Annotated in this window: 20 protein-coding genes; 11 read left to right on the top strand and 9 right to left on the bottom strand. The window is 48.7% G+C overall.

All coding sequences use genetic code 11. The annotated features are described in order from the left end of the window. Positions 1-179: 179 nt before the first annotated feature. Together mutM and alr are read right to left on the bottom strand one after the other, a co-directional pair. Positions 180-1,028: a DNA-formamidopyrimidine glycosylase gene (gene mutM, locus SGI97_09625; GenBank protein ID MDZ4724146.1), complete on the bottom strand. Its 849-nt coding sequence runs from the start codon at positions 1,026-1,028 to the stop codon at positions 180-182. A 53-nt stretch (positions 1,029-1,081) separates the two neighbouring features. Beyond that, positions 1,082-2,236: an alanine racemase gene (alr, locus tag SGI97_09620; GenBank protein ID MDZ4724145.1), complete on the bottom strand. Its 1,155-nt coding sequence runs from the start codon at positions 2,234-2,236 to the stop codon at positions 1,082-1,084. A 503-nt stretch (positions 2,237-2,739) separates the two neighbouring features. Here alr and SGI97_09615 point away from each other — a divergent pair. From SGI97_09615 to SGI97_09585, 7 genes are all read left to right on the top strand, one after another. Then, entirely contained in the window at positions 2,740-3,438 is a 699-nt protein-coding gene (locus SGI97_09615; protein ID MDZ4724144.1) for a YggS family pyridoxal phosphate-dependent enzyme, read from the top strand. Between the two features lie 202 nt (positions 3,439-3,640). Further along, complete coding sequence (locus tag SGI97_09610) at positions 3,641-4,855, top strand: DivIVA domain-containing protein (protein ID MDZ4724143.1); 1,215 nt, start codon at positions 3,641-3,643, stop codon at positions 4,853-4,855. 153 nt (positions 4,856-5,008) lie between these two features. Beyond that, positions 5,009-5,848: a purine-nucleoside phosphorylase gene (locus SGI97_09605; GenBank protein ID MDZ4724142.1), complete on the top strand. Its 840-nt coding sequence runs from the start codon at positions 5,009-5,011 to the stop codon at positions 5,846-5,848. Then, positions 5,823-6,488: a hypothetical protein gene (locus tag SGI97_09600; protein ID MDZ4724141.1), complete on the top strand. Its 666-nt coding sequence runs from the start codon at positions 5,823-5,825 to the stop codon at positions 6,486-6,488. The genes SGI97_09605 and SGI97_09600 overlap by 26 nt, the downstream gene beginning before the upstream one ends. A 132-nt stretch (positions 6,489-6,620) precedes the next feature. Continuing rightward, positions 6,621-6,884: a helix-hairpin-helix domain-containing protein gene (locus tag SGI97_09595; protein ID MDZ4724140.1), complete on the top strand. Its 264-nt coding sequence runs from the start codon at positions 6,621-6,623 to the stop codon at positions 6,882-6,884. A 553-nt stretch (positions 6,885-7,437) separates the two neighbouring features. Then, complete coding sequence (pepF, locus tag SGI97_09590; protein MDZ4724139.1) at positions 7,438-9,258, top strand: oligoendopeptidase F; 1,821 nt, start codon at positions 7,438-7,440, stop codon at positions 9,256-9,258. Continuing rightward, the gene (locus SGI97_09585) at positions 9,255-9,536 is read left to right on the top strand and encodes a hypothetical protein (protein MDZ4724138.1); all 282 of its coding nucleotides are present in this window, start codon (positions 9,255-9,257) and stop codon (positions 9,534-9,536) included. The genes pepF and SGI97_09585 overlap by 4 nt, the downstream gene beginning before the upstream one ends. Before the next feature lie 374 nt (positions 9,537-9,910). Here the strand turns inward: SGI97_09585 and SGI97_09580 are convergent, their stop codons facing one another. The 5 genes from SGI97_09580 to ilvC form a co-directional block, all read right to left on the bottom strand. After that, positions 9,911-10,108 carry a transcriptional coactivator p15/PC4 family protein gene (locus SGI97_09580; protein MDZ4724137.1) on the bottom strand — a complete coding sequence of 66 codons (198 nt, stop codon included), beginning with the start codon at positions 10,106-10,108 and terminating at the stop codon, positions 9,911-9,913. Between the two features lie 84 nt (positions 10,109-10,192). Continuing rightward, positions 10,193-10,810 (bottom strand): outer membrane beta-barrel protein, encoded by a 618-nt coding sequence (locus SGI97_09575; protein MDZ4724136.1) that lies wholly within the window; start codon positions 10,808-10,810, stop codon positions 10,193-10,195. A gap of 185 nt (positions 10,811-10,995) precedes the next feature. Continuing rightward, positions 10,996-11,814, bottom strand: coding sequence for a hypothetical protein (locus tag SGI97_09570; protein ID MDZ4724135.1), 819 nt, complete (start codon positions 11,812-11,814; stop codon positions 10,996-10,998). A gap of 2 nt (positions 11,815-11,816) precedes the next feature. Continuing rightward, positions 11,817-13,796: a peptidylprolyl isomerase gene (locus SGI97_09565; GenBank protein MDZ4724134.1), complete on the bottom strand. Its 1,980-nt coding sequence runs from the start codon at positions 13,794-13,796 to the stop codon at positions 11,817-11,819. A 432-nt stretch (positions 13,797-14,228) separates the two neighbouring features. Continuing rightward, a complete protein-coding gene (ilvC, locus tag SGI97_09560; protein MDZ4724133.1) occupies positions 14,229-15,209 on the bottom strand; it encodes a ketol-acid reductoisomerase in 981 nt (326 codons plus the stop codon). A gap of 42 nt (positions 15,210-15,251) precedes the next feature. Between ilvC and nadC the strand changes: the two genes are divergently transcribed. The 3 genes from nadC (at position 15,252) to SGI97_09545 (ending at position 18,331) form a co-directional block, all read left to right on the top strand. Further along, complete coding sequence (nadC, locus tag SGI97_09555; GenBank protein ID MDZ4724132.1) at positions 15,252-16,133, top strand: carboxylating nicotinate-nucleotide diphosphorylase; 882 nt, start codon at positions 15,252-15,254, stop codon at positions 16,131-16,133. Beyond that, the gene (locus SGI97_09550; protein ID MDZ4724131.1) at positions 16,130-17,140 is read left to right on the top strand and encodes a biotin--[acetyl-CoA-carboxylase] ligase; all 1,011 of its coding nucleotides are present in this window, start codon (positions 16,130-16,132) and stop codon (positions 17,138-17,140) included. Before nadC ends, SGI97_09550 begins: the two co-directional genes overlap by 4 nt. A gap of 402 nt (positions 17,141-17,542) precedes the next feature. After that, positions 17,543-18,331 carry a GNAT family N-acetyltransferase gene (locus SGI97_09545; GenBank protein ID MDZ4724130.1) on the top strand — a complete coding sequence of 263 codons (789 nt, stop codon included), beginning with the start codon at positions 17,543-17,545 and terminating at the stop codon, positions 18,329-18,331. Positions 18,332-18,353: 22 nt separating this feature from the next. Here the strand turns inward: SGI97_09545 and SGI97_09540 are convergent, their stop codons facing one another. After that, the gene (locus SGI97_09540; GenBank protein ID MDZ4724129.1) at positions 18,354-19,610 is read right to left on the bottom strand and encodes an NAD(P)/FAD-dependent oxidoreductase; all 1,257 of its coding nucleotides are present in this window, start codon (positions 19,608-19,610) and stop codon (positions 18,354-18,356) included. Positions 19,611-20,194: 584 nt separating this feature from the next. Between SGI97_09540 and asnS the strand changes: the two genes are divergently transcribed. Next, on the top strand, positions 20,195-21,592 hold the full coding sequence (gene asnS, locus SGI97_09535) for an asparagine--tRNA ligase (GenBank protein MDZ4724128.1): 1,398 nt from the start codon (positions 20,195-20,197) through the stop codon (positions 21,590-21,592). Positions 21,593-21,977: 385 nt separating this feature from the next. Here asnS and SGI97_09530 read toward each other — a convergent pair. Continuing rightward, positions 21,978-23,844, bottom strand: a 1,867-nt coding sequence (locus SGI97_09530; protein ID MDZ4724127.1) for a carboxypeptidase regulatory-like domain-containing protein, incomplete at its 5' end; no start/stop codon positions are given.

Below are 23,844 nucleotides of genomic sequence, written 5' to 3'. Positions count from 1 at the left end.
GTCCGCCGCGGCGGACCCGCTACAGCGGGCAGGCGTGGAGGGACGTACACCTGCCACGTAGAAACAGGAAGTGTCGGGCGGGGGCGCCTGACACCACGGAAAAGAAGTAAGATCACACCGTCCGCGGCGGCGGACAGTGGTACAAGACAATGTTTAACCCAGCTAATTCCTCGCTTATGTCATTTCGCGGCCTGACATCTGGGGCAGAAGTGCGCCGAGCGCGCGCCGATTTTCTCTCTGATAATTTTCGTCCGGCATCGCCCGCACGGTTTTCCTTCGTTATTGTACGCTTTTAGATATTTCTGGTACTGGCCGACCTGGCCGTTTACACCCGAGTAACTATCAACCGATGATCCCATTTTGGCGATAGCTCGACGCAACAGCCGCTGAATATGGCTATGAAGTTCAGTGAGTTTTTTTGTAGATATGCTATTGGTCAATCTTTGTGGATGGAGGCGCGAGGCATAGAGGGCTTCATCGGCATAGATATTCCCCACCCCGGCAATAAAACTCTGGTCGAGAAGGGCCGCTTTGAGCATTCGAGAGCGGGAGCGGCACAAAGTTACAAAATCTTGTGCGCCAAATTCGAGCGGCTCAGGGCCGAGTTCTTTCAGGCCGGGCTGTTCCAAGATTTCACTCGAGGAAAACAGGCGGAGCCGTCCGAATCGTCGGTAGTCATTAAATCGTAAATGCGTTCCTGATTTAGGGGATGAGGTAAAATCGAAGACTACAAGGTCATGTTTTTCAAGCGGCTCAATGAGACTCCTGAGCGTGAAATGCCCGGTCATTTTGAGGTGAACCCATAATGTCAGCCCGCCGGAAAGCGAGATGAGGATATTTTTGCCTCGCCGCGCCACGCTTTGGATAGCGCGACCTTCGAGAGATTCGACAAAAGTTTTCGGATGTAACGACTGGCCGACCACAATCGATGCCGCTGGGGCGTTTACCCGTACGATCTGTATTGTCTCTCCAACAACCGTTTCGCGCAATCCGCGCACGACCGTTTCTACTTCGGGGAGTTCTGGCATATCATTCTCACTTTAGAGAAAACAATTGTATGAGAGAAGTGTTCTGTCGAGTTTCAGTCCACAATAATGCGCGGCGTCTGGGACGAAAGCCGGGCGAGCAGTTCATAATTGATGGTTCCAGCAAGCCCCGCAAGGGTCTCGGCAGTTATGCGCTCTTTTTTGTCCACCCCGATTAGGGTCACCTCATCGAAAAGTTTGACACCGGCAATTTCAGTCACATCGACCATGAGCAAATTCATGCAAACCCTCCCTCGCACCGGCGCGCGTTTACCCTTTATCAAAACGTAGGCATGGTTTGACAACTCGCGAGGATAGCCATCGTAATAGCCAATTGGCAGAACGGCAAGTTTAGTTGGCGCAGTTGTGCGATAGGTACAGCCATAGCCGACAAAACTGTCGGTTGGCACATTCTTAATTTGCCCGATACGTGTTTTCCATGAAAGGGTCGGTTTGAAGGTATCGCCACTGCCGCCTTCGAGTTTGTAGCTCAGATATGTTTCTTTCGAGGGCCAGTGTCCGTAAGCCGAGATTCCGGGCCGTACAAGATCGAATCGAGTTTTCTCAAACAAGATTAGCGCCGCCGAAGATGCCGTATGCCGGATGGTTGGTTCGATTCCAAGCCGTGTCATCGATTTGACCATTCGCTCAAAATTATCAAGCTGGTATTGGGCGTATTCATGGCTGGTAGTGTCCTCGATATTGGCAAAATGCGTCGATGCCCCGTACGGTTTTTTGAGGTATGGATATTTCTTGTAAAGCGCTGCAAATGCCGGAAGTTCTTTATCGGTTATGCCGAGTCGATTTGTGCCGGTCTCGAGCTTGACATGAGTGAGAACATGGCGCTTCAATTTATTGGAGAGTTTGCCAAGGGCCTCAAGTGTTTCCGCGCTGAAGAGAACGGGTTCGAGGTTGAGAATAAAGATCGCGGGAAGATTGTCATGAGCGACAGGCCCAAGGATCATTATTTTTTTCTTCCAGCCGGATTCGCGAGCGACTAAGGCTTCATCTATGGAATGGATGGCAAGATACTCGATATTCTTTTTTTTAGAGAGGATTGAGACAATTTCAGGCAGACCATGGCCATAGGCATTGGCCTTCACTGAGACAGCTATCATCCGCCCGCCGGCCATTTTAGTTAAGGCGGCCAGATTTGTCGAAAATGCGGAACGCGAGAGTTCTATCCAATTTAATAATTGCTGGCTGACCATAAGGTGGATACATACTGCCAAAATAATTGTTCGACAAGGAAAAGTTTACGGGGGGGGATATGTTACCCGTGGCTGGTGTACGTCTCGTCTCGCCACGCCTGCCCGCTGTGGCGGGGCGGAGTTGAAAGCCCCGTGCACCAGCTCTTGAACTGATGACTTCCTGCGGGGTGTCTCCGTTCCACACCAAATTTCAGTAACCTGATTATTCTCACACTGGGCATGTAAAAACCCACCCGTTGGGTGGGCTACGGGAAAAAAAGATCACACCGTCCCGACGAACGTCGGGAGTGTGGTACAAGAAAATATAACAGACGTACCCTAAGTAAGTCATCGTGAGAAGCGGTTTCTGAGGCATGACCCTCCGCAGGGATCCTGACCTACCATATGGAACTACAAGAGAAGATAAGATGTCGAGACCTAAGAAGCTATTGACCTACCAATATTGCCTGACAGAACATTAAAATCTTCTTGTTGAGACCGGCACTTGTTCCGTTTATTCCGAAATGGTTACCTACGAAGAATTCACACAACGTCTCAGCCAAATCAAGGCCAATATCGCCGGGGCATGTACTGTCTCCGGCCGCTCAGCGGATGACGTCACCATTGTCGCAGTCACAAAAACTTTTCCAGCGTCGGCAATTGCAATGGCTGTCGATGCCGGCCTAACTAATATCGGCGAGAGCAAAGTCCAGGAAGCCGAGCCAAAAATCCAGGAACTCGGTCCGATAGCTCGCTTTCATTTAATTGGCCATCTCCAGAGCAATAAAGCCAAAAAAGCTGTGCAAATTTTTGATATGGTTCAATCAGTCGATTCGATCCGCTTAGCCGAAGAGATAAACCGCCGCGCCGGTGAAGTGGGTAAGAGAATCGATTGCCTTATTGAGATCAACTCCTCGGGTGAAGCGCAGAAATACGGGATGTCACCGGAAGAAACAGAGCGTTGTATTGAAACGATATCAAAACTTCCGAATATCATGCTTCGCGGTCTGATGACTATCGGGCCATTGAGTGATGATGTCAACCTCATCCGCTCAGCTTTCAACCTCACCTCCTCGCTCTTTGCGCATGGAAAAGAGCAGGCAGGCAGTCGGTTCGACACCCTGTCCATGGGAATGAGCGGCGATTATCAGATCGCAATTGAGGAAGGCTCGACGATGATCCGGCTTGGCTCGATCTTGTTTGGGTCTCGGATAAAAGCCTGAATTGTTTGCTATCTGGTTTAAGTTCATCGTCTTACCAAGCGACCAGAGATTTTAAGATATTGGTGCAGGCGGCTTTTTTCTGACTTTCACCGACTAAAATTTTTCAGCAACCAGTCGATATATCTAAGAGAGCCGCAGGCATAAGCCATCAGCTTTATAAAAGTCGAGTGGCTGAAACGACCGCAACCAGTATGAGAGTGCAATGAGCTTATCCCCTAACGACATACGCAACTATTCTTTTTCCACCCAGATGCGGGGCTACGAAAAAGAGGCAGTAGACAGCTTCATGGAGCAAACGGCTCAATCACTTGAGCTGGCCAAGCAGGAAAATCTCAGGCTCACAATGGAAATTGACGGATTGAGAGCGCAAGTACAGAGCCTCAAACAATTCGAAGACACGATTAAAAATGCCGCAATTGATGCCCGTCGCAATGCGGATTCTACTATCGCATCAGCCAAGGCCGAGGCATTGCAAATAATTGAGAAGGCAAAAGCAGGCGCTAATGAAATGTCCAGTGGCAGCGCTACTCGCATTCAGGAGATAGAAAGCCAGCTTATGAAACTTGAGCTGACCAGAAAATCATATTTGAGCAAACTCAAAGGAATGATTCTTTCTCATCTCGAATTGGTCAATGAAGTTTCCGGCAATGAAGCGCCGGTTGGGGCCATGAAACCAATGGTCCCTTCAACTCCGCCAAAACCTGCATCGTTATTGGCTCAAGCTCCGGTGCAAAAACTACGTCCGCCGGTTCGAACCACGAAGTCTATTGAAACGCAAGGTATTTCCATTCAGGCTCAGGCAAAAAAGCAGCCGCTGCGTGAAGATCAAATAGAAGTGACGGACTCGACCGATATCACCCGAGAAAGTATTGAAACGGTTGGAAGTCAGCCCAACAAAGTTGTGCCGACAAAAATCGAGGAAGCCAATGCTCCTGACCCAATAATCGGGGCGGCTATTTTCGATACCCACACAACTCCAGCCGAACCGCTTGAGGGTAAAATCACGCAGGACAGAGTGTTCGGAAGTTCAAAAATGCCCCTGGTGGATCCAGAGTTAGCCGAGGCCTTGGAGCGATATCACAAAGGCACACAGGACAGAATGCGAAAAGGACCGACCGACACGCAAAAAACCAAACTTCCGGTTGGCTCGAAGGTTATGCAGCCTGCCCAAGATGATGTCCCATCCGGTTTTATCTCTCGTGCTCTCGAAGGTGAATTTGACAAATCGACAGACAGGGTTCGGGTAGCGGCCAAACCCAAGCTCGAGTCAATTGATCCGAACGCGCTAAATCTCGATCCCCCCATTAATGAAAAGCCGAAACCAAAAAGTTCGACAACACCGATGAATATTTCCGATGAGCTCGATCAGGTTGCGGCGCGATTTGATGAAGAGATGACCAAAGCCGACAAGAATTAGTTCCCTTTTTAAATTGTTTAATGCGGCCGACTGGCGACTATTCGCCGGTCGGTTTTTTTATTGTGAAAGCACCTGCGCGCCATGTAATCATAGCATATATTCAAAAGCTAAGTTATGAACGAAGAGAACTAAGAGGAGTTTTTTGAAATGGCAATGGATACGAACACAAGCTTGACCGACATGCACAAAATGATCGACGAAGCAACGAGCTATATAAAAAGTAAAGTCACCCTTACACCGACGATAGGCATCATATTAGGCACGGGACTTGGATCGTTAGTCGATGGCATCCAGATGACGGGCACAGTCGACTATGATAAAATCCCCCACTTCCCTGTGTCGACAGTAGAGTCCCATGCCGGACGGCTTTTGTTCGGGACACTGCGTGGTAAAGCAGTTGTCTGTATGCAGGGGCGGTTTCATTTTTACGAAGGCTATACTATGAAGCAGATCGCCTTTCCTGTTCGGGTGATGAAAAAACTTGGCATGGAAACGCTCATTGTCTCCAATGCCGCCGGAGGGATGAATCCCAATTTCAAAGCCGGAGATATTATGCTCATCAAAGACCATATCAATTTTTTTCCCGGCAATCCGCTTATAGGCCCGAACGACAGCGCGATGGGCGACCGGTTTCCTGATATGTACGAAGTCTACAATTTCAAATACCAGGAATTGGCCAAACAAGTGGCAATCGAGCAAAAGTTGCGCCTTCAGGAAGGGACGTATGTCGGGCTCACCGGCCCATGTCTTGAGACGGCGGCCGAGTACCGCATGTTTCGCGGATTCGGCGCTGATGCAGTTGGCATGTCGACCGTGCCTGAGGTGTTGACCGCGCATCACCAGAAGAACCGCATTTTGGCTTTTTCGATTATTACCGATATGGGGCTTGCGGATAATATGCACAAGTGCTCCCTTGATGATGTTATCGGCACCGCCACCCGCACAGAACCGAAGTTACGGGATCTGATTGCTGGGTGTGTGGAGCGGATGTAGAATACAAGAAATTGTAAGTTCCGTAACGCCTATTTGGCAGCAAGTAGCTATCGCATTTATTCCAGGAATTCTTACTTTTTTTGGGATTCTTCTCAGCTCATTTCTTCTTTACAAACACAACCAAAATTCATTAAAGGAGACAATAGGTATACAAAAGATGTATCATGAGCATCAAGTCGAAGAACTCCGTTCCGAGTTTGATAGATGGAAGAAAGAACAAGAGCACGTAATCGCAATGCAAATATTGCCGAAATGTTTAGAAACGATCGCGCTGGTTCCTGTTCATCTTCAATCCATCAATAATTTGCTCGACAAGGCAATTGATTCTAAATCAACTGATCAGGAGCTGAACAAAAAAACTGCAGACGAGATCACATCAGAGTTAGAAACACTTCGGACATGGTTTGACTCAAACTGCTTATATCTTCCCCGTCAGATACGTAAAGGATTTATTGGACTTCTAAATATTACCGGCACGCACACACATAACACACTTATCCCGACCGATATGCCTCTTCCTATAGATGTATGGAGCAGTCTTCTTGACAAATCTAAGCAAATGCAGGAGGTTCTTAACCTCATTAGTGAACGATATAACATCGTTGATCGGTTAATTGATGACGGAACTGAAAAACAATAACTTACGGCTCAAATCTTGTACCACACCGCTTGCGGTGTGATCTTCTTTTCAAAGTGGAGATGAATTCTCCCTACAAATGTCGGGACTGGAATGACATTGAAGGTGAATTGACAAAGACGACTGAATAACGTTATGAACAAACCCCAAAAGAATAATTCCTCGCGCGCCCTATCCGACCTTGTCTCGGTCGGACCGGCAACCATCAAAGACCTCCACCTGCTCGGTATCACCAAAGTCAGCCAGCTCAAAAAAAGAAACGCCGAAAAGCTGTATCATAAACTCTGTGAAATCTCCGACGCCAAACATGACATCTGTGCCTTGGATGTTTTACGCGCCGCTATCGAGCAGGCAAATGATCCAAACTTGCCGGTCGAAAAATGCCAATGGCATTACTGATCGCACGTTCGCAAGAATGTGTAGCCGATGGCTCTCGGTATTGATGCCTATAAGATGTTCGATGAGCGGCGTCCGGGCTGGATCAAAATGGAGCCATTGCCGACTTGGTCAGAAAGAAAGCAGGAGAGAGAAACAGTCTCGCGGTAGGCGGAGTGTGGTTCAAGATTCAAAGCCAATATACCCGGCACTGTCTTTGCGAGGAGTGACTTTTTAAAGTCACAATACGGCAATCTCATATTCGATTTGTCTGTGCAGTCAGTCCGTGTCGGCGGATGCCTGACTGTCTTGACAATTCCGTAGGGGCAACCCCCTGTGGTTGCCCTTTAATATCAGGGCAGGCACGGGGACCTGCCCCTACAAAATCATCAATTAATCCTATTGACTGTCTAAATCGTGTCGGGCAGTGACGCCCGACACCACTTACCCCTTCGTCCGCCGAAGGAGGCCGCCCTACTAATATCGAAATTACCCCCCACACGACTCACCCCTTGATTTTATCGTATAAGCTATCGATATTATACCAACGCACGATTCTTATACTGAAAGGATATTTATGCCTACTGACATTGCCACAAAACCAAATACCATCCCGCAACGACATGATGTTAACGCAGAACACACATGGAAGCTCACCGATATATACCCAAACGACGAGTCATGGGAAGCAGATTATAAGAAAGTCCAGTCATTAATCGAAGAGGCCAAAACGTACAACGGCCGGCTTGGAAAGTTAGCCAAAACTCTCTATGCCTGTCTTGAGGCGCGAAGCGATATCTCGATCATCATGATGAACCTTTACCAGTATGCTTATCTGAGCAAAGATGTTGATAACCGGGTCTCCAAATATCAGGCGATGACTCAACGGGGGATGATGCTCTCGGCCCAAGCCGGGGCCGCCTTTTCATTTATCGAGCCGGAATTGCTTAAGCTCGATGAGAAAAAACTTCGCGCCCTCGCCGCGAAGTTTCCCCGGACAGATTATTACGATTTCTATATCGAAGAGCTTATCCGGAGCAAAGCCCATGTCCGTTCCGAGGAAGTCGAAGAGCTTCTGGCGATGTCATCGGTTGTTGCCCGCGGGCCGGACACGATTTTCTCTATGTTTGACGATGCCGATATTAAATATCCTTCGATAATCGACGAAGACAGCAATGAGATAAAGCTCACCAAACAGCGCTACGCTAAACTTATAGAATCAAAGGATAGACGTGTGCGTAAGGAATCACACGAGGCCTTTTACGCCCCATACAAAGAACATGTGAATACCCTCGGCGCGTCGCTTGCCTCCTCGGTCAATAAAGATGTCTTCTATACTAAAGCTCGGCGGTTCAATACCTGTCTTGAGCGTGCCCTTGATGGAGATAATATTCCCCTTTCGGTATATCATTCTCTTTTGGACACAACCGAGTCAAACCTTGCGGGACTGCATGACTACGTGCGGCTTCGCAAAAAAATTCTCAAACTCGATGAAATATATCCCTACGACATGGTCTGTCCGCTATTTCCGGATATGGAGCGGCAAACCCCGTATGCGGAGGCAGTGCGACAAGTAATCGAGGCCTCAAAGCCGCTGGGTGAGAAGTATGTGAGTTCGTTATCAAAGGCATTTTCAACGCGATGGGTTGATGTATTTGAAACCGAAGGCAAAGGCGGCGGGGCGTATAGCTGGGGAAATTATTCGACCCATCCGTTTGTCCTGATGAATTACAACGACACAACCGATTCGATGTTTACTCTCGCCCATGAGATGGGACATGCCATGCACAGCGCGCTGGCCAATGCCGCACAGCCATATCCCAAAGCGCACTACTCGATTTTTGTGGCCGAGGTCGCTTCTACGCTTAACGAGGGTCTGCTGATGCAACTCATGCTCAAAGGGACTGACAACCCGAAGGAGAAACTCTCGCTCTTAAACAGATATATTGATATGACTATGGGGACATTCTTCAACCAGATCATGTATGCCCGCTTTGAACTCATGATTCATTCCGAAGTCGAAAAGGGGGGCGCTCTTTCGCCTGACATTATGAGCGAGATGTACCGCAACCTGACCCAGCAGTATTTTGGACCGGATTTGGTTGTCGATGAATTTGCGCCGCTTAAATGGTGCCGCATTCCGCATTTCTATAATATGTATTATGTCTATCAGTATTCGACATCGTATGCGGCATCGCAGGCAATACTAACCAAATTCATAAACGGCGAAAAAGGGATCATAGACAAATATCTTGAGATGCTCAGTTCTGGCGGCAAAGACCATCCGATAGAACTGTTAAAAATCTGCGGAATAGATATGGCCACACCCGATCCGGTAAGAGCCACGCTCAATCTGTTTAAAACCCAGGTAGCAGAAATGGAGAAACTTGCCCTATGACGAACGGCGCAACTGTTGCCGCGCATGCCCATGCGATTGCCAACGCAATCAAAGCGATGGGCGCAATTGTCAAAGTTGAACCGGCTGAGTTTCAGAAGATTCTGAACAAGGTCGACATGCCAGTGGTGATTACGGCTACCTCATGGCAGTTTGGCACGAAGTATAAATACATGACAAGCTACAAGGGGTTCATCTTTTACACGAAGACATCTGCGCCGATGTCACTGGGCGGCAAGATAGAAGTTATCGCCGCGCAGTCGATCTGGTCCCCGCAGTAGCGGGGGTAGCATATTCAGTCCGAAACTCTTGCGGCATATTATTTTTTCTTCGTGCAGGCCGTCCTCCATTGGCGGATTCGAAAATCTCTGGTCTGCACCAATTTACCGTCCTGTCACAATTATATCCTTGCCCACGCAAGACCCGACGGATGAGAATATGAGATTGCCGCGTCACTCCTCGGAAGTCGCTCCTCGCAACGACGGTGTTGAGAGTTCGGCTTTGATTTTTTGTACCACACTGCTTGCGGTGTGATCTTTTCTTCGGTGCGCGACATCCGCCGCGTCGGACCGCACGAATATCAATCCTGGCTCCCGGCCTGCGCCGGGATGACATTATAGAGGGGATGACATTATGAAGGTACGGCCACCCACCGTTACCCTTTTATCTTATCAAGCGAGGCAATTACCTCGTCGAGTTGTTCGCGTTTAAAGGTCACCCCTTTTTTTGTCGGAAGCCATTCACTGCCCTCCCCAAGGAAATATATCCTGAGCGAAACCAATTGGTGGCCTTTGTATTCGCTGTCTTCGATTATGAGTTTTTCAGTCTTTGACCGTTCAAGTTCAAAGCGCATATTTTTTTTCCCTTGTCCATGTGAAACAAAAAAAAGCCGAAGTCTTTTGCAACTTCGGCTTCGGATCACATTGTTAAAAATAACTTAGAAGCGAAGTCCAACCGTCAAAGGAAGCAGATTCGAGCTTGAACCTTCGGTTAGAATAGTCAAGTAGCGCGCGGCAAGAAACAAAGTCATTGCGTCGCCGGCCTGAATATCGACACCAGCTCCGAAGTTGAAGAAAAGTTCAGTGGTTCCGTCGCCACCCGGGGCATTGAACGTTGTTCCGCCTGAAGAATAAGTGATATCGGACACGGACAAACTTGCAAATCCGAGTCCTCCGAGTATAAACGGCCGAGTCGATGTTTCGGTAGCTCCGAAACCATAGCGTCCATCAACGCCAAACATGAGTGCATTCACCGAGCCGCCGTCGAAATTGGTAATGCTCGGATCATTTTGAGTGAAGAAGTTTTCGTCGGCCGAAAATGTGTGAAACTCGATTTTAGGGACAATCTGAAACGATGGCTGGTCAGCCATGAGCGAGAATCCCATTCCTACCAATGCTTGCAGGCCCATCCCGTAAGCGTCGCCAAAATCACCAGTAGGCAGAGTTGCGCCAACACCGACATAGAAGTTCGTTTTCTTCATCGCGTCTTGCGCCTGAGTTGTCGTTGCGCCCGCCACTATCAGCAGTGCGCACACTGTTAAAATACCTTTCTTCATCGTTGAGTCCTTTCACTCTGTACGTTAGTAAATTTCATGGCCGTTGTTTAGCCACGTTCTGAATAGGTGTTTATAATAAAATGCTCAAACCGAGGCAAGCATTTAACAGGTAAAAGAATTCTAAGAAAACGTAAAATAATAATTACCACATTACCCCCGTAAACTATGATCCAAACGGCACATAGTTATCTATTGGTCAGTCCTTCGGCGAAAAACAGGCTGTCATTCACCGGATCATTTATAATTGGATTGCGGTAATATTCAACACCGGAAAAATTAACACCGATAAAAAATGCCGCTTTTCCTTTGCCGGTTATATTGAACTGTTCGGGAAGCCAGAAACCTTCGGCTGTTGGTCCATAGAGTATCGACATTTCGAGTTTACTCATCTTGAACATTGTTTTCCGTATTAGTTTCACCGGCGAGAAATCAACCCGAGCCAGCGCGAATGATTCTGCTTCGAAAAAGAAGTTTCCATTTATCAGCGAGTCATCGAAATCCTTCGCCTTCACAGAGAAATGATGGCACAAGTAACGGTCATTGACATTTTCGACAAGACCTTCGTATGTAATATCGTATAGGTCGCGGTGACTTGCGTAGAATGGGCGTAGTATGGGGAATGATACATCTTTCCCTTTTCGCCTCTCTTTGTCCTCGACCCGTTTGGCCGCGGCCTGGGTCAGTTCTTTTTCATTCTGTTCGGCGCCGTCCTTATAATATGTGACGAACCGTTCATAATATAATGCCGTGTCGGTCAAATATTTGATCAACACTTTTTTGTTGAACCGTTCTTTTTCAACAAAGATATCCGACGTCTCTTCTCCTTCAACATATTCTGTGTCGAAGGAAACATTCTGCAGTGACAGACGGGACCGTCGATCTACTTGTAAAATCCGTTCGATCAAGGCCTCGGGATCAATCCCGTTGGATTGCACAAGTATCGCGGCATGGGGTGGAAACACTCCAAAGAGAGCCAGCATGCCGATCAGGACTATATATTTCATTTTTAACTTTCTTGTATAACTACACGTTCAATCGTATCGCCAATCACTATGTTATCGACAGTTTCCATGCCGGAGATTACCTGTCCAAAGATCGTATATCGGGCATTTAGATGGGGTTGGGGGGAATGGGTTATGAAAAATTGCGACCCGCCGGTGTCCTTGCCGGATGTCGCAATGCCCAAAGTCCCTCTCCGATAGAGCTTTGCGGAATATTCGCAGCGAATATAATAGCCCGGCCCGCCCCAACCATCGCCACGCGGGTCACCGCCTTGGATGACAAAATTCGGGACCACGCGATGGAATTGAAGTCCGTCATAGAAACCGTCTTTAGCAAGGGCTATGAAGTTCAAAACTGTGAGCGGCGCGGTTTCAAAGAATAACTCAAGCTCTATATCTCCTTTTGAAGTGCTTATCAGGATTCGCGGATTCTGTTTATACATCTCAACGGCTTCGACAAGCTGCTTATAGCTTATCTGTGTCTGGGGTTGTCTGACAAAAGACTGGCGGTCTTCGCTTAATTTTTCTTTGTAAACTTTCGAGGCATCTTTCCGAACGATATACTCTGGGTCAAGAGCGGCCTTAACGAGTATCTCGCGCGCAAGCGAATCTGATTCGCCGCCGAGAAAGGCCGATGTGGCATCGACAATGGCACGGCGTATATCGATATCTATTTCTTTCCCTCTATCAATGAATGCAGCAAGTTTCGGTAGGTATGTAACCAGATATCCCTCTTTCACTTTATCAATAGCCAGGCTGACAACCACCATGTCTGGATCGTCAAGAGCTTTTGAGAGGTAAAAATCGATATTTGCTGAATCTATATCTGTCAATGCGCCGAAGGCCGCGGCCCGGACGATTGGATCCTCGTCGGTAAACAGTACCGTCAGACGGGGTATAACTCCGCTTCCGCCAATAAGGGCGTATGCTGTCGCGCAGCCTGCTTTGAGCCGCGCCGGAGATTCGCCTCTAATCAGGGAGTCAATTATTCCCACCGTTCTGTCACCTTCAATCGAGGCCAGATACTGAACCGAAGCATTGATTACATTGATACTCGGCGAGCCGAGAAATATCGTACGGACTAACTCGACGGCATCATTTCTTCCAAGCGCCTGCAGGGCGGAAATCAACTCAACCTGCAGTTTTTCGTCATCTTCGCGGCTAAGCTTGCCTGCGAGACGCGGCGCCGACATTGGTTGATTTCGTGCTTTGAGTGCCGCCACAGCTTGCGCGGCGACATTATGATCCCGGTCATTGAGGGCGATCTCAAGATACCGTTCGGCATCCGGGGACGTCGATTTACTCATACCCCGCACTGCCAGACCTCGAAGATAAGGATCTGAGTCGGCCAGATAATTTATAAACACCGGTGTGCCTTCATCGAGCCCGAATCGAGCAAGGGTAAATAGTGCGGCCTCTTTGGTGAGGCTGTCCGGCTCCATTGTGTACATTGAGGCAAGTACCTTGGCCTGCTCTTTGGCGTTGGCATAAAAGAGCGCATAACAGGCTTCTTCCCGCACATCGGCTGATATATGACCGAGAAAATTGATTAGCTCGGCATTGACATCGGCCTTGCTGCTGTCAGACAGTCGTCCCGCCGAGACGACAGCCGAGGCAGCAATCGCAGCCGGCAAGTCATGCGCGGCTTCGAGCAGACGCCAGGCATACGCCGTATCGCCGGTCAACCCCATCGCGAAGGCGGCGGTCGCGGCAACATCGATCGATTCGTCTTTTAGTTTTTGAAATAAGAGTTCGGCGCTTTTATCTGAGCCGATACGTCCGATTGCGAGCGCAGCCCGAGCGCGAATTTCATCGGAATCGTCATCAAGATAGCCGGTCAAAGTATTATTAATCTGTCGAAGGTCTTCCTGGTGAATAATATCGGCCAGCTTTTCCGGGCGGCTCTTCCCTTTATAGGTCTCATAGAGGAAGTATGCACAGACGAGCAAGACGACAACTGCCAAGGCAGTGAGAATTTTTTTCACAGTCGGGTTCATATCGAGGGGGGAATTTATGGATTAAGTCCAAAGGCGTCAATACATTTGACGTGCTTAGGGTATGAATTGACGGTTGGTCAAATACCAGTTTCCTTACGTAAAACAGACCTAAGCAACTGAGATACTCGAACGACACCCCAAAAAAAATCCCCGGTGGTTAGCCGGGGCTTGGTCTAACAAAACTGTGCTGTCAGTTCTGTATTAATGTCATTATATGCATAAAGCAAAAAGTATGCCTGCACCTGAATAAAGCCGCCAGTCTATGTACGTGTATAGCAGAAGCTTAAAACCTGTCATTCGCCGACAGGTCGAGTTACAGCTGTTACTATGCAAAGCTGTTCAGTTTTTGACCAGTTAGTTGGCTTGCTATTCTGTAATTTTATGTGTGTCGCCTTTTGCGGCAGCTAGCCGTCAAATACCCTATGGCTTTGGGGCGAATTTCTTCGCCGCCCGCTCGAAGGCCGGGTGGGTCATCTCTTTCAATTTCTTATCTAAAGCCGAGATCTCTTTCTCTGACAGCGAATAGAGTTTATTGGGAAACTCGCCGGAAGCAATCTCGGAATAGACCGCCTGCATTTTCTTTTTGATACTCTTATCAATTATCCACGGCCCGTTCACATACGAGCCATACCGCGCGGCCACCGAAATCCGTTTGAACATCCCTTCGATGCCATACCGTTTTATCAAGGCAATAATCAGATCCAACTGGTAGGCAACCTCAAGATAGGCATGGTCGGCTTTGATGCCGGCTTCGACAAGAACCTCAAATCCATTCTTTACAAGCAAGGCCAATCCCCCACACAGCACAGCCTGCTCGCCAAAAAGGTCTCCCACGGCTTCGGTCACGAATGTTGTTTTGATCAGACGGCTCTTCACAAAGCCCATTGCCCCAGCGAGTTCAATGACCGTCTTAGCCGCCTTGCCGGAATAGTTCTGATGCACCGCGTAGAAAGCCGATATTGATTTGTCAGTCAGATACTTCTCCCGTACCGCCATTCCCGGGGCATGCGGCGCGATGAGAATGACATCACTTTTCTGCGGCGGAACCACAAAACCGAAGTGAATCGAGGTCCCATGCAAAAAAACCAGGGTCGCAGAAGCCTTGAGATTGGCTTTGATTTCCTTTTCATACACCCGTCCGTGCTGGTGATCGGGCAGGGCAAAGATAAGGATATCGCTCTCGGATGCGGCTTCAGAAACAGATCCAATCGCTTTGAAACCGTCACGTTTAGCAATAACCGCGCTTTTTGATTTGGCGCGAAGTCCCAGCCGTACACTAAAGCCCGAATCCCGAAGATTCAGCGCTATCGCCCGCCCTTGCGAGCCATATCCAAGCATGCCAACTGTTTTTTTCGCTTTATTTTTTGGACTCATCGCCGTAATATATTTTATTGATGTCACATTTCCAACCTACCTTATCGGGCGTATGCCTCCAATGAGATTATGACAGTCGCACAGACAAGTCTTCGTGAACTAATAAAAGTCGCCCTGAAAGAAGATATAGGACGCGGCGACCTGACTTCGTTGGCTACCCTTGAACCGAACCCGGCCAAAGCGACAATCACGGCCAAATCCGATGGCGTTCTTTCTGGCACTATCCCCGCGTTAATGGTCTTCGAGACGGTCGATTCAGCAAATACCGTCAAGTTTAACATCCGGGACGGCGCGCACTTCAGACATGGGGAGGTAATTTGCGAAATCGACGGCTTTAACCAAACTATCCTCGCCTCAGAACGTGTTGCACTTAATTTTTTGGGACATTTGAGCGGTATCGCCACCCTCACCCATCAATTCGCAGAGAAAATCAGGGCGTCTCGCTCCCAAATCCTTGACACTCGAAAGACCACGCCCAGCCTCCGGGCGCTCGAAAAAGCGGCGGTTGTTCATGGCGGAGGCTTCAATCATCGTTTCGGATTATTCGATATGATGCTGATAAAGGATAACCATATCGCCGCCGCTGGTTCGATCAAATCCGCAGTCGCACGGGCCAGAGAGTTTATGAATACATCTGATTTCCGGTTGCAGTTTGACCTCGAAGCCGCTCGTGTGCTTATCGAAGTCGAAATTGAAAACGAATTGCAGCTTGCTGAAGCCATCGATGCCGGTGTCGATCGGCTGCTGCTTGACAATCAAACACCGGCCTCGCTCTGTCGGCTGGTCCAGCTGGCGAGAAGACTAAATCCTGCGGTCGAGCTTGAGGCGTCAGGAAATGTGAGTCTTCAGAACATCGAATTAATAGCGGCATCGGGGGTGGACTATATTTCAATCGGTTCTATCACCCACTCGGCGCCGTCATCGGATTTTTCGTTGAAAATTATCGGATGAATGCCCTCAAACCGGACATTGATATTATTGCCGACAGCCTGCTTGCGATAATCCGTAAAAGGCCAGGCGCGGCTTATCAGTTCGACGCACTATGTAAAAATCTCGATATTGATCATGACGTACTCAGTGACGCCCTCCAGAAACTGGCGTCATGGGACTATAAGATCAGCGTCCGTAAAAGCGAGGGTGTGACTTTTCTCGACGCTCCGGATTCATTGACAGCAACCGAGATAACATATAATCTCAAGACGTCGTTTGTCGGCCGGACATGCCATTCCTATCGCACAGTGAAATCAACTAATGACCTTGCCTCGCAAATCGCAGAATCGGGGTCGCCTGCCAGCGAAGGCACAATTATCACTTCCGAAGAACAAACCAAAGGGCGAGGGCGGCTTGGACGGTCATGGCATTCGCCATTCGGAACAGGCATTTATCTTTCGATAATTCTCAAACCTCGTTTCGCCCCGGAACGCGCGCCGGGAATTTCTATAATGACCGCGCTCGCGCTGGCCAAAACCCTCGAGCCATATTCACCTGGGGATATCCAAATAAAATGGCCCAATGATGTTTTGATAAACGGCAAGAAAACCGCTGGTATTCTCACTGAGCTTTCCGCCGAGAGAAATAAGATTAATTGCCTTGTTGTGGGCGTGGGGATAAATGTCAATCAGGGGGTGGAAAACTTTCCCGAAGAACTCCGCAACAGCGCGACCTCGCTGAGAAGAGCCTTAAAACATAAAGTCCGGCGTGTGCCTCTGCTTCAATCATTTCTTGTACACTTCGAAAAAGAATATCTGATCTATCAAAAACATGATCTGACTAAATCCCACGCGCGTCTCAAAAGATACTCTTCGCTGTTGGGACATGATGTCAAGATTCTTTCGGGTAGCCATATTACAAGCGGGAAGGCGATTGATATTGATTCACGCGGCTGTCTGATATTGAAGCAGACTGATGGCACACGGGTAGCCATCTCCGCTGGCGAAGTGAGCGTAGTGAAAGAATGAGAGAAAAGAGTATTGGTTGACGTTAAACACTCGCCTCGTCGTTGCGACCCCGATTCATATTGTGGCGTGACAATCTCATATTCGTTTTCTTTTCGTCTTGTAGCGCGGGTCATTCTTATGCCCCGCGAGCCTGATATTTTCTTCTAGTAATGAATAAGCCCTCACCCTGCCTTATCCCAGGGGTAGAGGGTAATAACGAATCGTAAAGCTGTCGCGTACAAAGAGAAAAGGGCAGGCACGGGGACCTGTCCCTACAAATCCCGACCTATCATAGCAATGCCAGACGTTCGATATTTCGCGGATATTCTGTCGGAGGCAACCACACGGGGTTGCCCTCTTTTCATAGAGCCCGGCCTCTGAGCTTGACCACGTCCCCTACTTGTCGTATTTTCCTCGTGCGCCATGATTGTATATACGCTTGATAAGCATCGCCTCCAAAAGCATTTCCGTAAAGACCCAATTCTCTTTGCCTATCATCTGGGCGATCTCGATGATATGCATTTCGACCGATGTCAATGGGCGGCCATTTACGGAGACTCACGCTATATCAAAGACCTCATACTTATCTATGCCAGCGACACGGCTACGACGGTAATGGCATTTGGCCTCACTGAGGAAATGACGATCGCTCTTGAAGAAATCCGCGACCTTCTGCCTTCCCGCTTTTACTGCCACTATAATAATGCGCAGTACAAAGATATATTGAGCGGGCTGTATACCGAAAGGCCGCTTGGCAAACATTTCAAGATGACGCCGGCACAGTTTCTTCCTGATACATCATCCGAGTACCGAGATGCGATTGTTCGGCTGACACCGGCGAATGTCGATGAACTGGTTGAATTTTACCAACTTGCCTATCCCGACGGATATTTCGACCCGCGCATGCTGGAGACTGGCAAATATTTCGGTTATCGTGAAAGCGAACGGATTGTGGCCGCGGCAGGAGTCCATGTCTATTCACACGAGTATAATGCCGCAGTCATCGGAAGTGTCGCAGTCGATCCGGGCTTTCGCGGACACGGGCTGGCGACAGCAGTAACCTCGGCGCTCACACAGGAATTAGTGGATGAAGGCAAACTTGTGATGTTAAATGTCAAAGCCGACAATCAGGCAGCGATTAGGGCATACGAGAAACTTGGGTTTGTAAAGAGCCATGAATATTACGAAGGAATCTTCGAGCGAAAAGTATAGACATGAGTTTGACTGCATGGAGTTACGCATCGGCAGCCATACATAAACCGCGCAGTGCCTGACCAGCGAGCCAACTTGTTGTCCAAGCGCTTTGGAAATTAAAACCGCCGGTAACACCGTCGATATCAAGAATCTCTCCTGCGAAAAATAATCCGGGATAAATCCTGCTTTGCATAGTCCTGAAGTCGACTTCTTTGAGCGCGACACCGCCGCAGGTAACAAATTCCTCTTTGAAAATGCCCCGTCCGGAGACAGCGAGTTTCGAGGCAGTAAGTTCCTGCGCGATTACCGACATTTGCTTTTTGGTAATATTGGCCCAGGTCATTTCGGCGTCAATGCCTTGGAGCTCTATCAGCCGAGCCCAGAATCGTTTGGGAATATCAACAGGAGAATTGGCCGAAATAGTTCGTTTCGAGAACTTTTCTTTGAACACCGAGATTTTGGTTAGCGCAGAAGCTTCGGTTTCGCTATCACACCAATTTACAAAGAGCGCGGCCTGATATGAGGCATCGTGGAGTTCGCGCGCGGCCCATGCCGAAAGCTTCAATACCGCCGGACCGCTGAGCCCCCAGTGGGTGATAAGTATGGGTCCGCTTTGGGTAAATGGTTTGTGCTTGTCTATTTCAAGACGAGCTGTGCTGTCAGGAAAACTGACTCCGGCAAGGTCTTGTACACGCGGGTCTTTTATCTTGAAGGTAAAGAGTGATGGTACCGGCGGGATAATAGTGTGGCCGAGGCTTTCGGCGAGTTTTGTTCCGTAGGGAGAACTCCCGGTGGTCAGCAGAACAAAATCAAAGCGCACTGTCTCACCGCTCAGCGTCTCTAATTCAAAATGTGTATGGTCATTTTCATCGGATACATTTTGAATAGTCGTTATTTTTGTGCGAAGTCTTGTATTGACTCCCGCGTGCTCCGCGCTCTGTTGCAGACACTCTATTATTGTCTCGGAGCGGTCGGTGATCGGAAACATACGGCCATCGGATTCAGTTTTGAGTTTCACGCCACGGCTTTCAAACCACTCTATCGTGTCTTTTGGCTGGAAGCGGGTAAAGGAGCCGCGAAGCTCATTGCTACCGCGCGGATATTTTTCAATTAATTCAGACGGTTCAAAGCAGGCATGAGTGACATTGCACCGTCCGCCGCCTGAAATGCGGACTTTGTTGAGCGGATCATTGGTGGACTCGAAGAGAGTAACTGTGGCGTTTGGATTATTTTCAGTGGCCGCAATTGCGCCAAAATATCCTGCCGCCCCTCCGCCTATGACTGCGATTGATTTCATAGTGGGACAAGAAGAAGAGATTATTCGAATAAAGCAAGACGGAAGACAAGAAGGTCGATCAGGCTAAAAGATTTTCGTTGATAGGGATGTGAGCTTTCAAGGAATACCGGCCTTGAATCTTGTACCACACTCCCGATAAATATCGGGACGGTATGATCTTACTGTGGGTGCAGGCCAGAGACGGCCTGCACGAAAATGTATGATATTCGTGGCTGGTGTGCATCTTCGTGCACCAGCCTTTTCATGCGGGCAAACCCATCTGCCCTACTGATCAGAAAAATATAGCTCCATAAAAAAGCAACCGCCGACTTGGTGAAAGTCAGCGGTTGCGGCTGAAATGATAGGTTGGGATTTGTCAGGTTTCAAAAAAACTTCGTTCTCTATTCCCTGCTTTCCTCAGCTTTTATACGGCATGATGTTTTTAGAGTTTCATTTTTATCATAAAAACTTAATACTAACATCGATTTGAGCAAAACTTTGTTGCTTGCGCTTGAATTACATTCTACTATTTTCAGTAGTTATTAACGAAACGGGACATGCAAGCCGATGTCAAGAAACTAGTTATATGGTGTTGAAGGATTTATATGGATTACGCAAAACGAACTAAGATATCCCAAATTCTCATAAGTGAAATGCTCCCGATAAACAGCAGCCTTATTATTTTGGGCTGGGTGCGAACTGTTCGCATAAGTAAAGAGGTCGCTTTCATTGAAATAAACGACGGCTCATCTATGAAAAACATTCAAGCGGTCATTACTAACCCGACGGCGTTTCCTGTGTTGGATAAAATCCTGACTGGGGCAGCAATTAGAGTCAAAGGAACATTGGTCGCTTCGCAGGGGCAGGGACAAAAATATGAAGTGGTAGTCTCTGAAATTGATCTAATCGGCGAAGCCGATGCGACATTTCCACTGCAAAAAAAACGCCATTCAATGGAATTCCTTCGCGACATCGCCCACCTTCGTCCACGCACGAATACCTTTGGAGCGGTTAATCGCATTCGCTCCAAACTCGCGTACGCGGTTCATCAGTATTATCAGGAGCGCGGATTTTATTATGTCCACACACCGATAATTTCATCGTCGGACTGCGAAGGGGCGGGAAATCTTTTCCGCGTCTCAAGTTTTGATCCCAACAAAATCCCCCGCAAAGACGGCGGTATCGATTGGGAGTCGGACTTTTTTGCTGCAGAAACATACCTCACTGTCTCCGGACAACTCGAGGGAGAATTACTGGCAACTGCGCTCGGCGATATTTACACCTTTGGTCCGACTTTTCGAGCCGAGAACTCCAACACAAGCCGGCATGCGGCTGAGTTTTGGATGATAGAACCGGAAATGGCATGGGCCGAGTTGACCGATAATATGGATTTGGCAGAAGACTTCCTCAAATTTCTGCTTCGCTACGCATTGGAAAAATGCGCCGATGAAATGGAATTTTTTGGGACATGGGTTGACAAAGAAGTGCGTCAGACACTCGAAGCCGTGATCAATGCCGAGTTCGAACGGTGTTCGTATACCGAGGCCATCCGACTGCTTGAGCAATCCAAAGAGCCTTTTGATTATCCGGTTAAATGGGGACTGGACATGCAGTCGGAGCATGAGCGCTACCTTACAGAGAAAGTGTTCAAGAAACCTGTTATCGTCTTTGATTATCCCGAAGAGATAAAGGCATTTTATATGCGGATGAACGAAGACGGCAAAACTGTCCGCGCGATGGATGTTTTGGTCCCAAAAGTCGGCGAGATTATCGGCGGCTCACAGCGCGAAGAACGCCTCGACTATCTTGTGGCGCGGATGAAAAAGCATGGCATCAATGATGTCGAGAATTATTACTGGTATTTGGATATTCGCAGGTATGGGAGTGTGCCGCATGCGGGATTTGGTTTGGGCTTCGAGCGTGCGCTGATGTATATCACGGGGATGGGAAATATCCGGGATGTGATTGCCTTCCCGCGTGTGCCGCGATGGGCTAAGTTTTGAGGGGAGGGGGAGGTTAAGGACGTCAGTCCGCCTCGGCGGACTGCACGACTATATACCCTGGATACCCCGCTTCCGCGGGGTATGACAATGGAGAAGATGGATCTCGGCCCGGTCATTGCGAGGCGTGGCAATCTCATGCTCGTCTGCTGCGGTGAGGTTCGTTTTATTTTTGGTGCGCGACCGAGACGTCCCACACGAAGTTCAAAGAACGAGTGTCAGGCATCCGCCCCGCCACAGCGGGCAGGCGGCGGACTGACCTACGAATATTGGAGTGACTCTTTGTAATGTCTCCCCAGAGAAAACTGGGGGCCATCTTTTCTCTATTCTGTCCCCACCGTCCCGACATTCGTCGGAACGGTGTGATCTTGTTTTTTTGGAATTGCCCCTACTTCAGCAACAGCATCTTCTTGCTGTCGTGATATGAACCGGATTGGAGCAGATAGATATAGACACCCGATGCCACCCGCTGGCCATGCCTGTTCGCGCCATTCCATTCGACTGTATGCGGCCCCGCCGTCATCTGTTCATCGACAAGTTCAATTACCATCTCGCCGAGGATATTGTACACTCTCAAAGTAACCGGAGCCGCAGAAGGAAGCGTGAAGGAAATCTGGGTTGATGGATTAAATGGATTCGGGTAATTCTGCGAGAGCGAATATTCGGCCGGGACAAGGTCGTCTGATATCAATGCCAGCGTGCCGGCTGTCGTGGCGCTGCCTGAATTAGGCCCGGTCATGCAGAAATCATCGAAATCACAATTGGATCGACTATAACCGCAGCCGACTCGTCCAGAGACAGCCGATGCAAATTTATACGAGCCAATTGTCGAGCTTCCGACTACGAGGGTTGCAAGACCGTTGGGCAAAAGTGTCACACGGATCGAGTGCCACGCAGTAGAGTTGATTGGCGACAGGACACTGAGTTGGATAGTGTTGACACCACCTACCCGCTCGACAATTCTCCAGCGGTCGTTGTAGTCGTCCCCCTCAATAAAGCGGTAGTTATTGGCGTCGATATACCCAAAGACAATTCGGGCCTTCTTATCAGTAAAATTTGTAAAGATTCGAATTTTCGAGGTTATATCACCGCTCGAATAATTTCCAAACGATGACAAAAGCACTGCATCGAGCAAGTCACTGTTCCCTTTGAGGATTCCACCAGTAGCTGACCAGGCTCCACTAACGTTTAACCAGTTGCTGATATCGCCATCGGCAAAATCATCGCACTGCTGGGGCTGGGCTGTCATGTTTATGCTAATATCGGACGGCGATGGCGCACTCAGTGAAACACCAACAACAGTGGTGTCATAGTAATTTTGCGCTGTGACTTTTACAGAATAATTTCCGCTTGGGAGATTTGTGAAAGAGAATCTTCCGGCGCTATCAGTGAGCGCGCTCTGTGGAGGATTGACCAGTGACACCGAGGCATTGACAAGCGCCAGCGAGGACAATCCGGTTACTGTTCCGGTAAGTGTCGCGGTCGGTACATCGGAAACAAAGCTCACCGTTCCAGCCGACCAACTCCCGGCAGTCGTGCCGGCATCGGTCACTTGGGTATAGACCCAGTAAGTTCCAAGCGCAAGGTCAGTTGAGTTAATCAAATACGAACCCAGGCTTGCATCGGTGTTTTGCGATGCAGTGAGCAGAATCTGATTCCCATCTAAGGTCGGTGATGAGTTCACAAAAACCGAGACCCAGCACTTGTCAGTTTCCGGATCACTGTGGCTCCAGTAGACGCGGAAATTACCGACTCCGCGGAGAATGTTAAGGTTTCCAGCCAATGGAGTTAGTGTGGTAATACTTGGTGTTTGGTTGCCGGGTGGGTCGATCGTCAAGGTATAATTTGGACTCTTCGCCCCGTTGTAGCCATAGATGCGAAGGACATACATCCCTTTGGCCCGGCCATTCAGGCTTATCGTTTCGGTATTTGTCGTTCCATCTGATTTACCGAGGATAGAATTATTTACAGCAAGCAACGTCATATCGAGGTCGCCTTGGCTGTGGGTAAAGGCGATTCTTACGAAATCCGACGGCCCGCCCACGCTGTTAGTCGTGAACATATAATAATCGGCCGACGTGCTGTGAATCGAGAGATTAGTGATAACTTTGAGTGGCCCGCATGGACCGAGATTGGCGCTATTATAAGCACCGAGCGGCTTTGCGACTAATTCCGGAAGAGAATTATTTGGCTCGTAGGCATCGGCGACTGGTTCGGTCGGAACAGCGCGCATGATGACAGCAATATTTGTTGTG

The organism is Candidatus Zixiibacteriota bacterium, from assembly GCA_034439475.1.
GTDB lineage: Bacteria > Zixibacteria > MSB-5A5 > GN15 > FEB-12 > JAWXAN01.
The sequence above is the reverse complement of the archived record's forward strand: the minus strand, read 5'-3'. Positions and strand labels throughout refer to the sequence as shown.

What these genes read in the sequence shown, in the direction of transcription:
- mutM (MDZ4724146.1), bottom strand. Translation starts at nt 1,028, where the DNA reads ATGCCAGAACTCCCCGAAGTAGAAACGGTCGTGCGCGGATTGCGCGAA.
- alr (MDZ4724145.1), bottom strand. Translation starts at nt 2,236, where the DNA reads ATGGTCAGCCAGCAATTATTAAATTGGATAGAACTCTCGCGTTCCGCA.
- SGI97_09615 (MDZ4724144.1), top strand. Translation starts at nt 2,740, where the DNA reads ATGGTTACCTACGAAGAATTCACACAACGTCTCAGCCAAATCAAGGCC.
- SGI97_09610 (MDZ4724143.1), top strand. Translation starts at nt 3,641, where the DNA reads ATGAGCTTATCCCCTAACGACATACGCAACTATTCTTTTTCCACCCAG.
- SGI97_09605 (MDZ4724142.1), top strand. Translation starts at nt 5,009, where the DNA reads ATGGATACGAACACAAGCTTGACCGACATGCACAAAATGATCGACGAA.
- SGI97_09595 (MDZ4724140.1), top strand. Translation starts at nt 6,621, where the DNA reads ATGAACAAACCCCAAAAGAATAATTCCTCGCGCGCCCTATCCGACCTT.
- pepF (MDZ4724139.1), top strand. Translation starts at nt 7,438, where the DNA reads ATGCCTACTGACATTGCCACAAAACCAAATACCATCCCGCAACGACAT.
- SGI97_09585 (MDZ4724138.1), top strand. Translation starts at nt 9,255, where the DNA reads ATGACGAACGGCGCAACTGTTGCCGCGCATGCCCATGCGATTGCCAAC.
- SGI97_09580 (MDZ4724137.1), bottom strand. Translation starts at nt 10,108, where the DNA reads ATGCGCTTTGAACTTGAACGGTCAAAGACTGAAAAACTCATAATCGAA.
- SGI97_09575 (MDZ4724136.1), bottom strand. Translation starts at nt 10,810, where the DNA reads ATGAAGAAAGGTATTTTAACAGTGTGCGCACTGCTGATAGTGGCGGGC.
- SGI97_09570 (MDZ4724135.1), bottom strand. Translation starts at nt 11,814, where the DNA reads ATGAAATATATAGTCCTGATCGGCATGCTGGCTCTCTTTGGAGTGTTT.
- nadC (MDZ4724132.1), top strand. Translation starts at nt 15,252, where the DNA reads ATGACAGTCGCACAGACAAGTCTTCGTGAACTAATAAAAGTCGCCCTG.
- SGI97_09550 (MDZ4724131.1), top strand. Translation starts at nt 16,130, where the DNA reads ATGAATGCCCTCAAACCGGACATTGATATTATTGCCGACAGCCTGCTT.
- SGI97_09545 (MDZ4724130.1), top strand. Translation starts at nt 17,543, where the DNA reads ATGATTGTATATACGCTTGATAAGCATCGCCTCCAAAAGCATTTCCGT.
- SGI97_09540 (MDZ4724129.1), bottom strand. Translation starts at nt 19,610, where the DNA reads ATGAAATCAATCGCAGTCATAGGCGGAGGGGCGGCAGGATATTTTGGC.
- asnS (MDZ4724128.1), top strand. Translation starts at nt 20,195, where the DNA reads ATGGATTACGCAAAACGAACTAAGATATCCCAAATTCTCATAAGTGAA.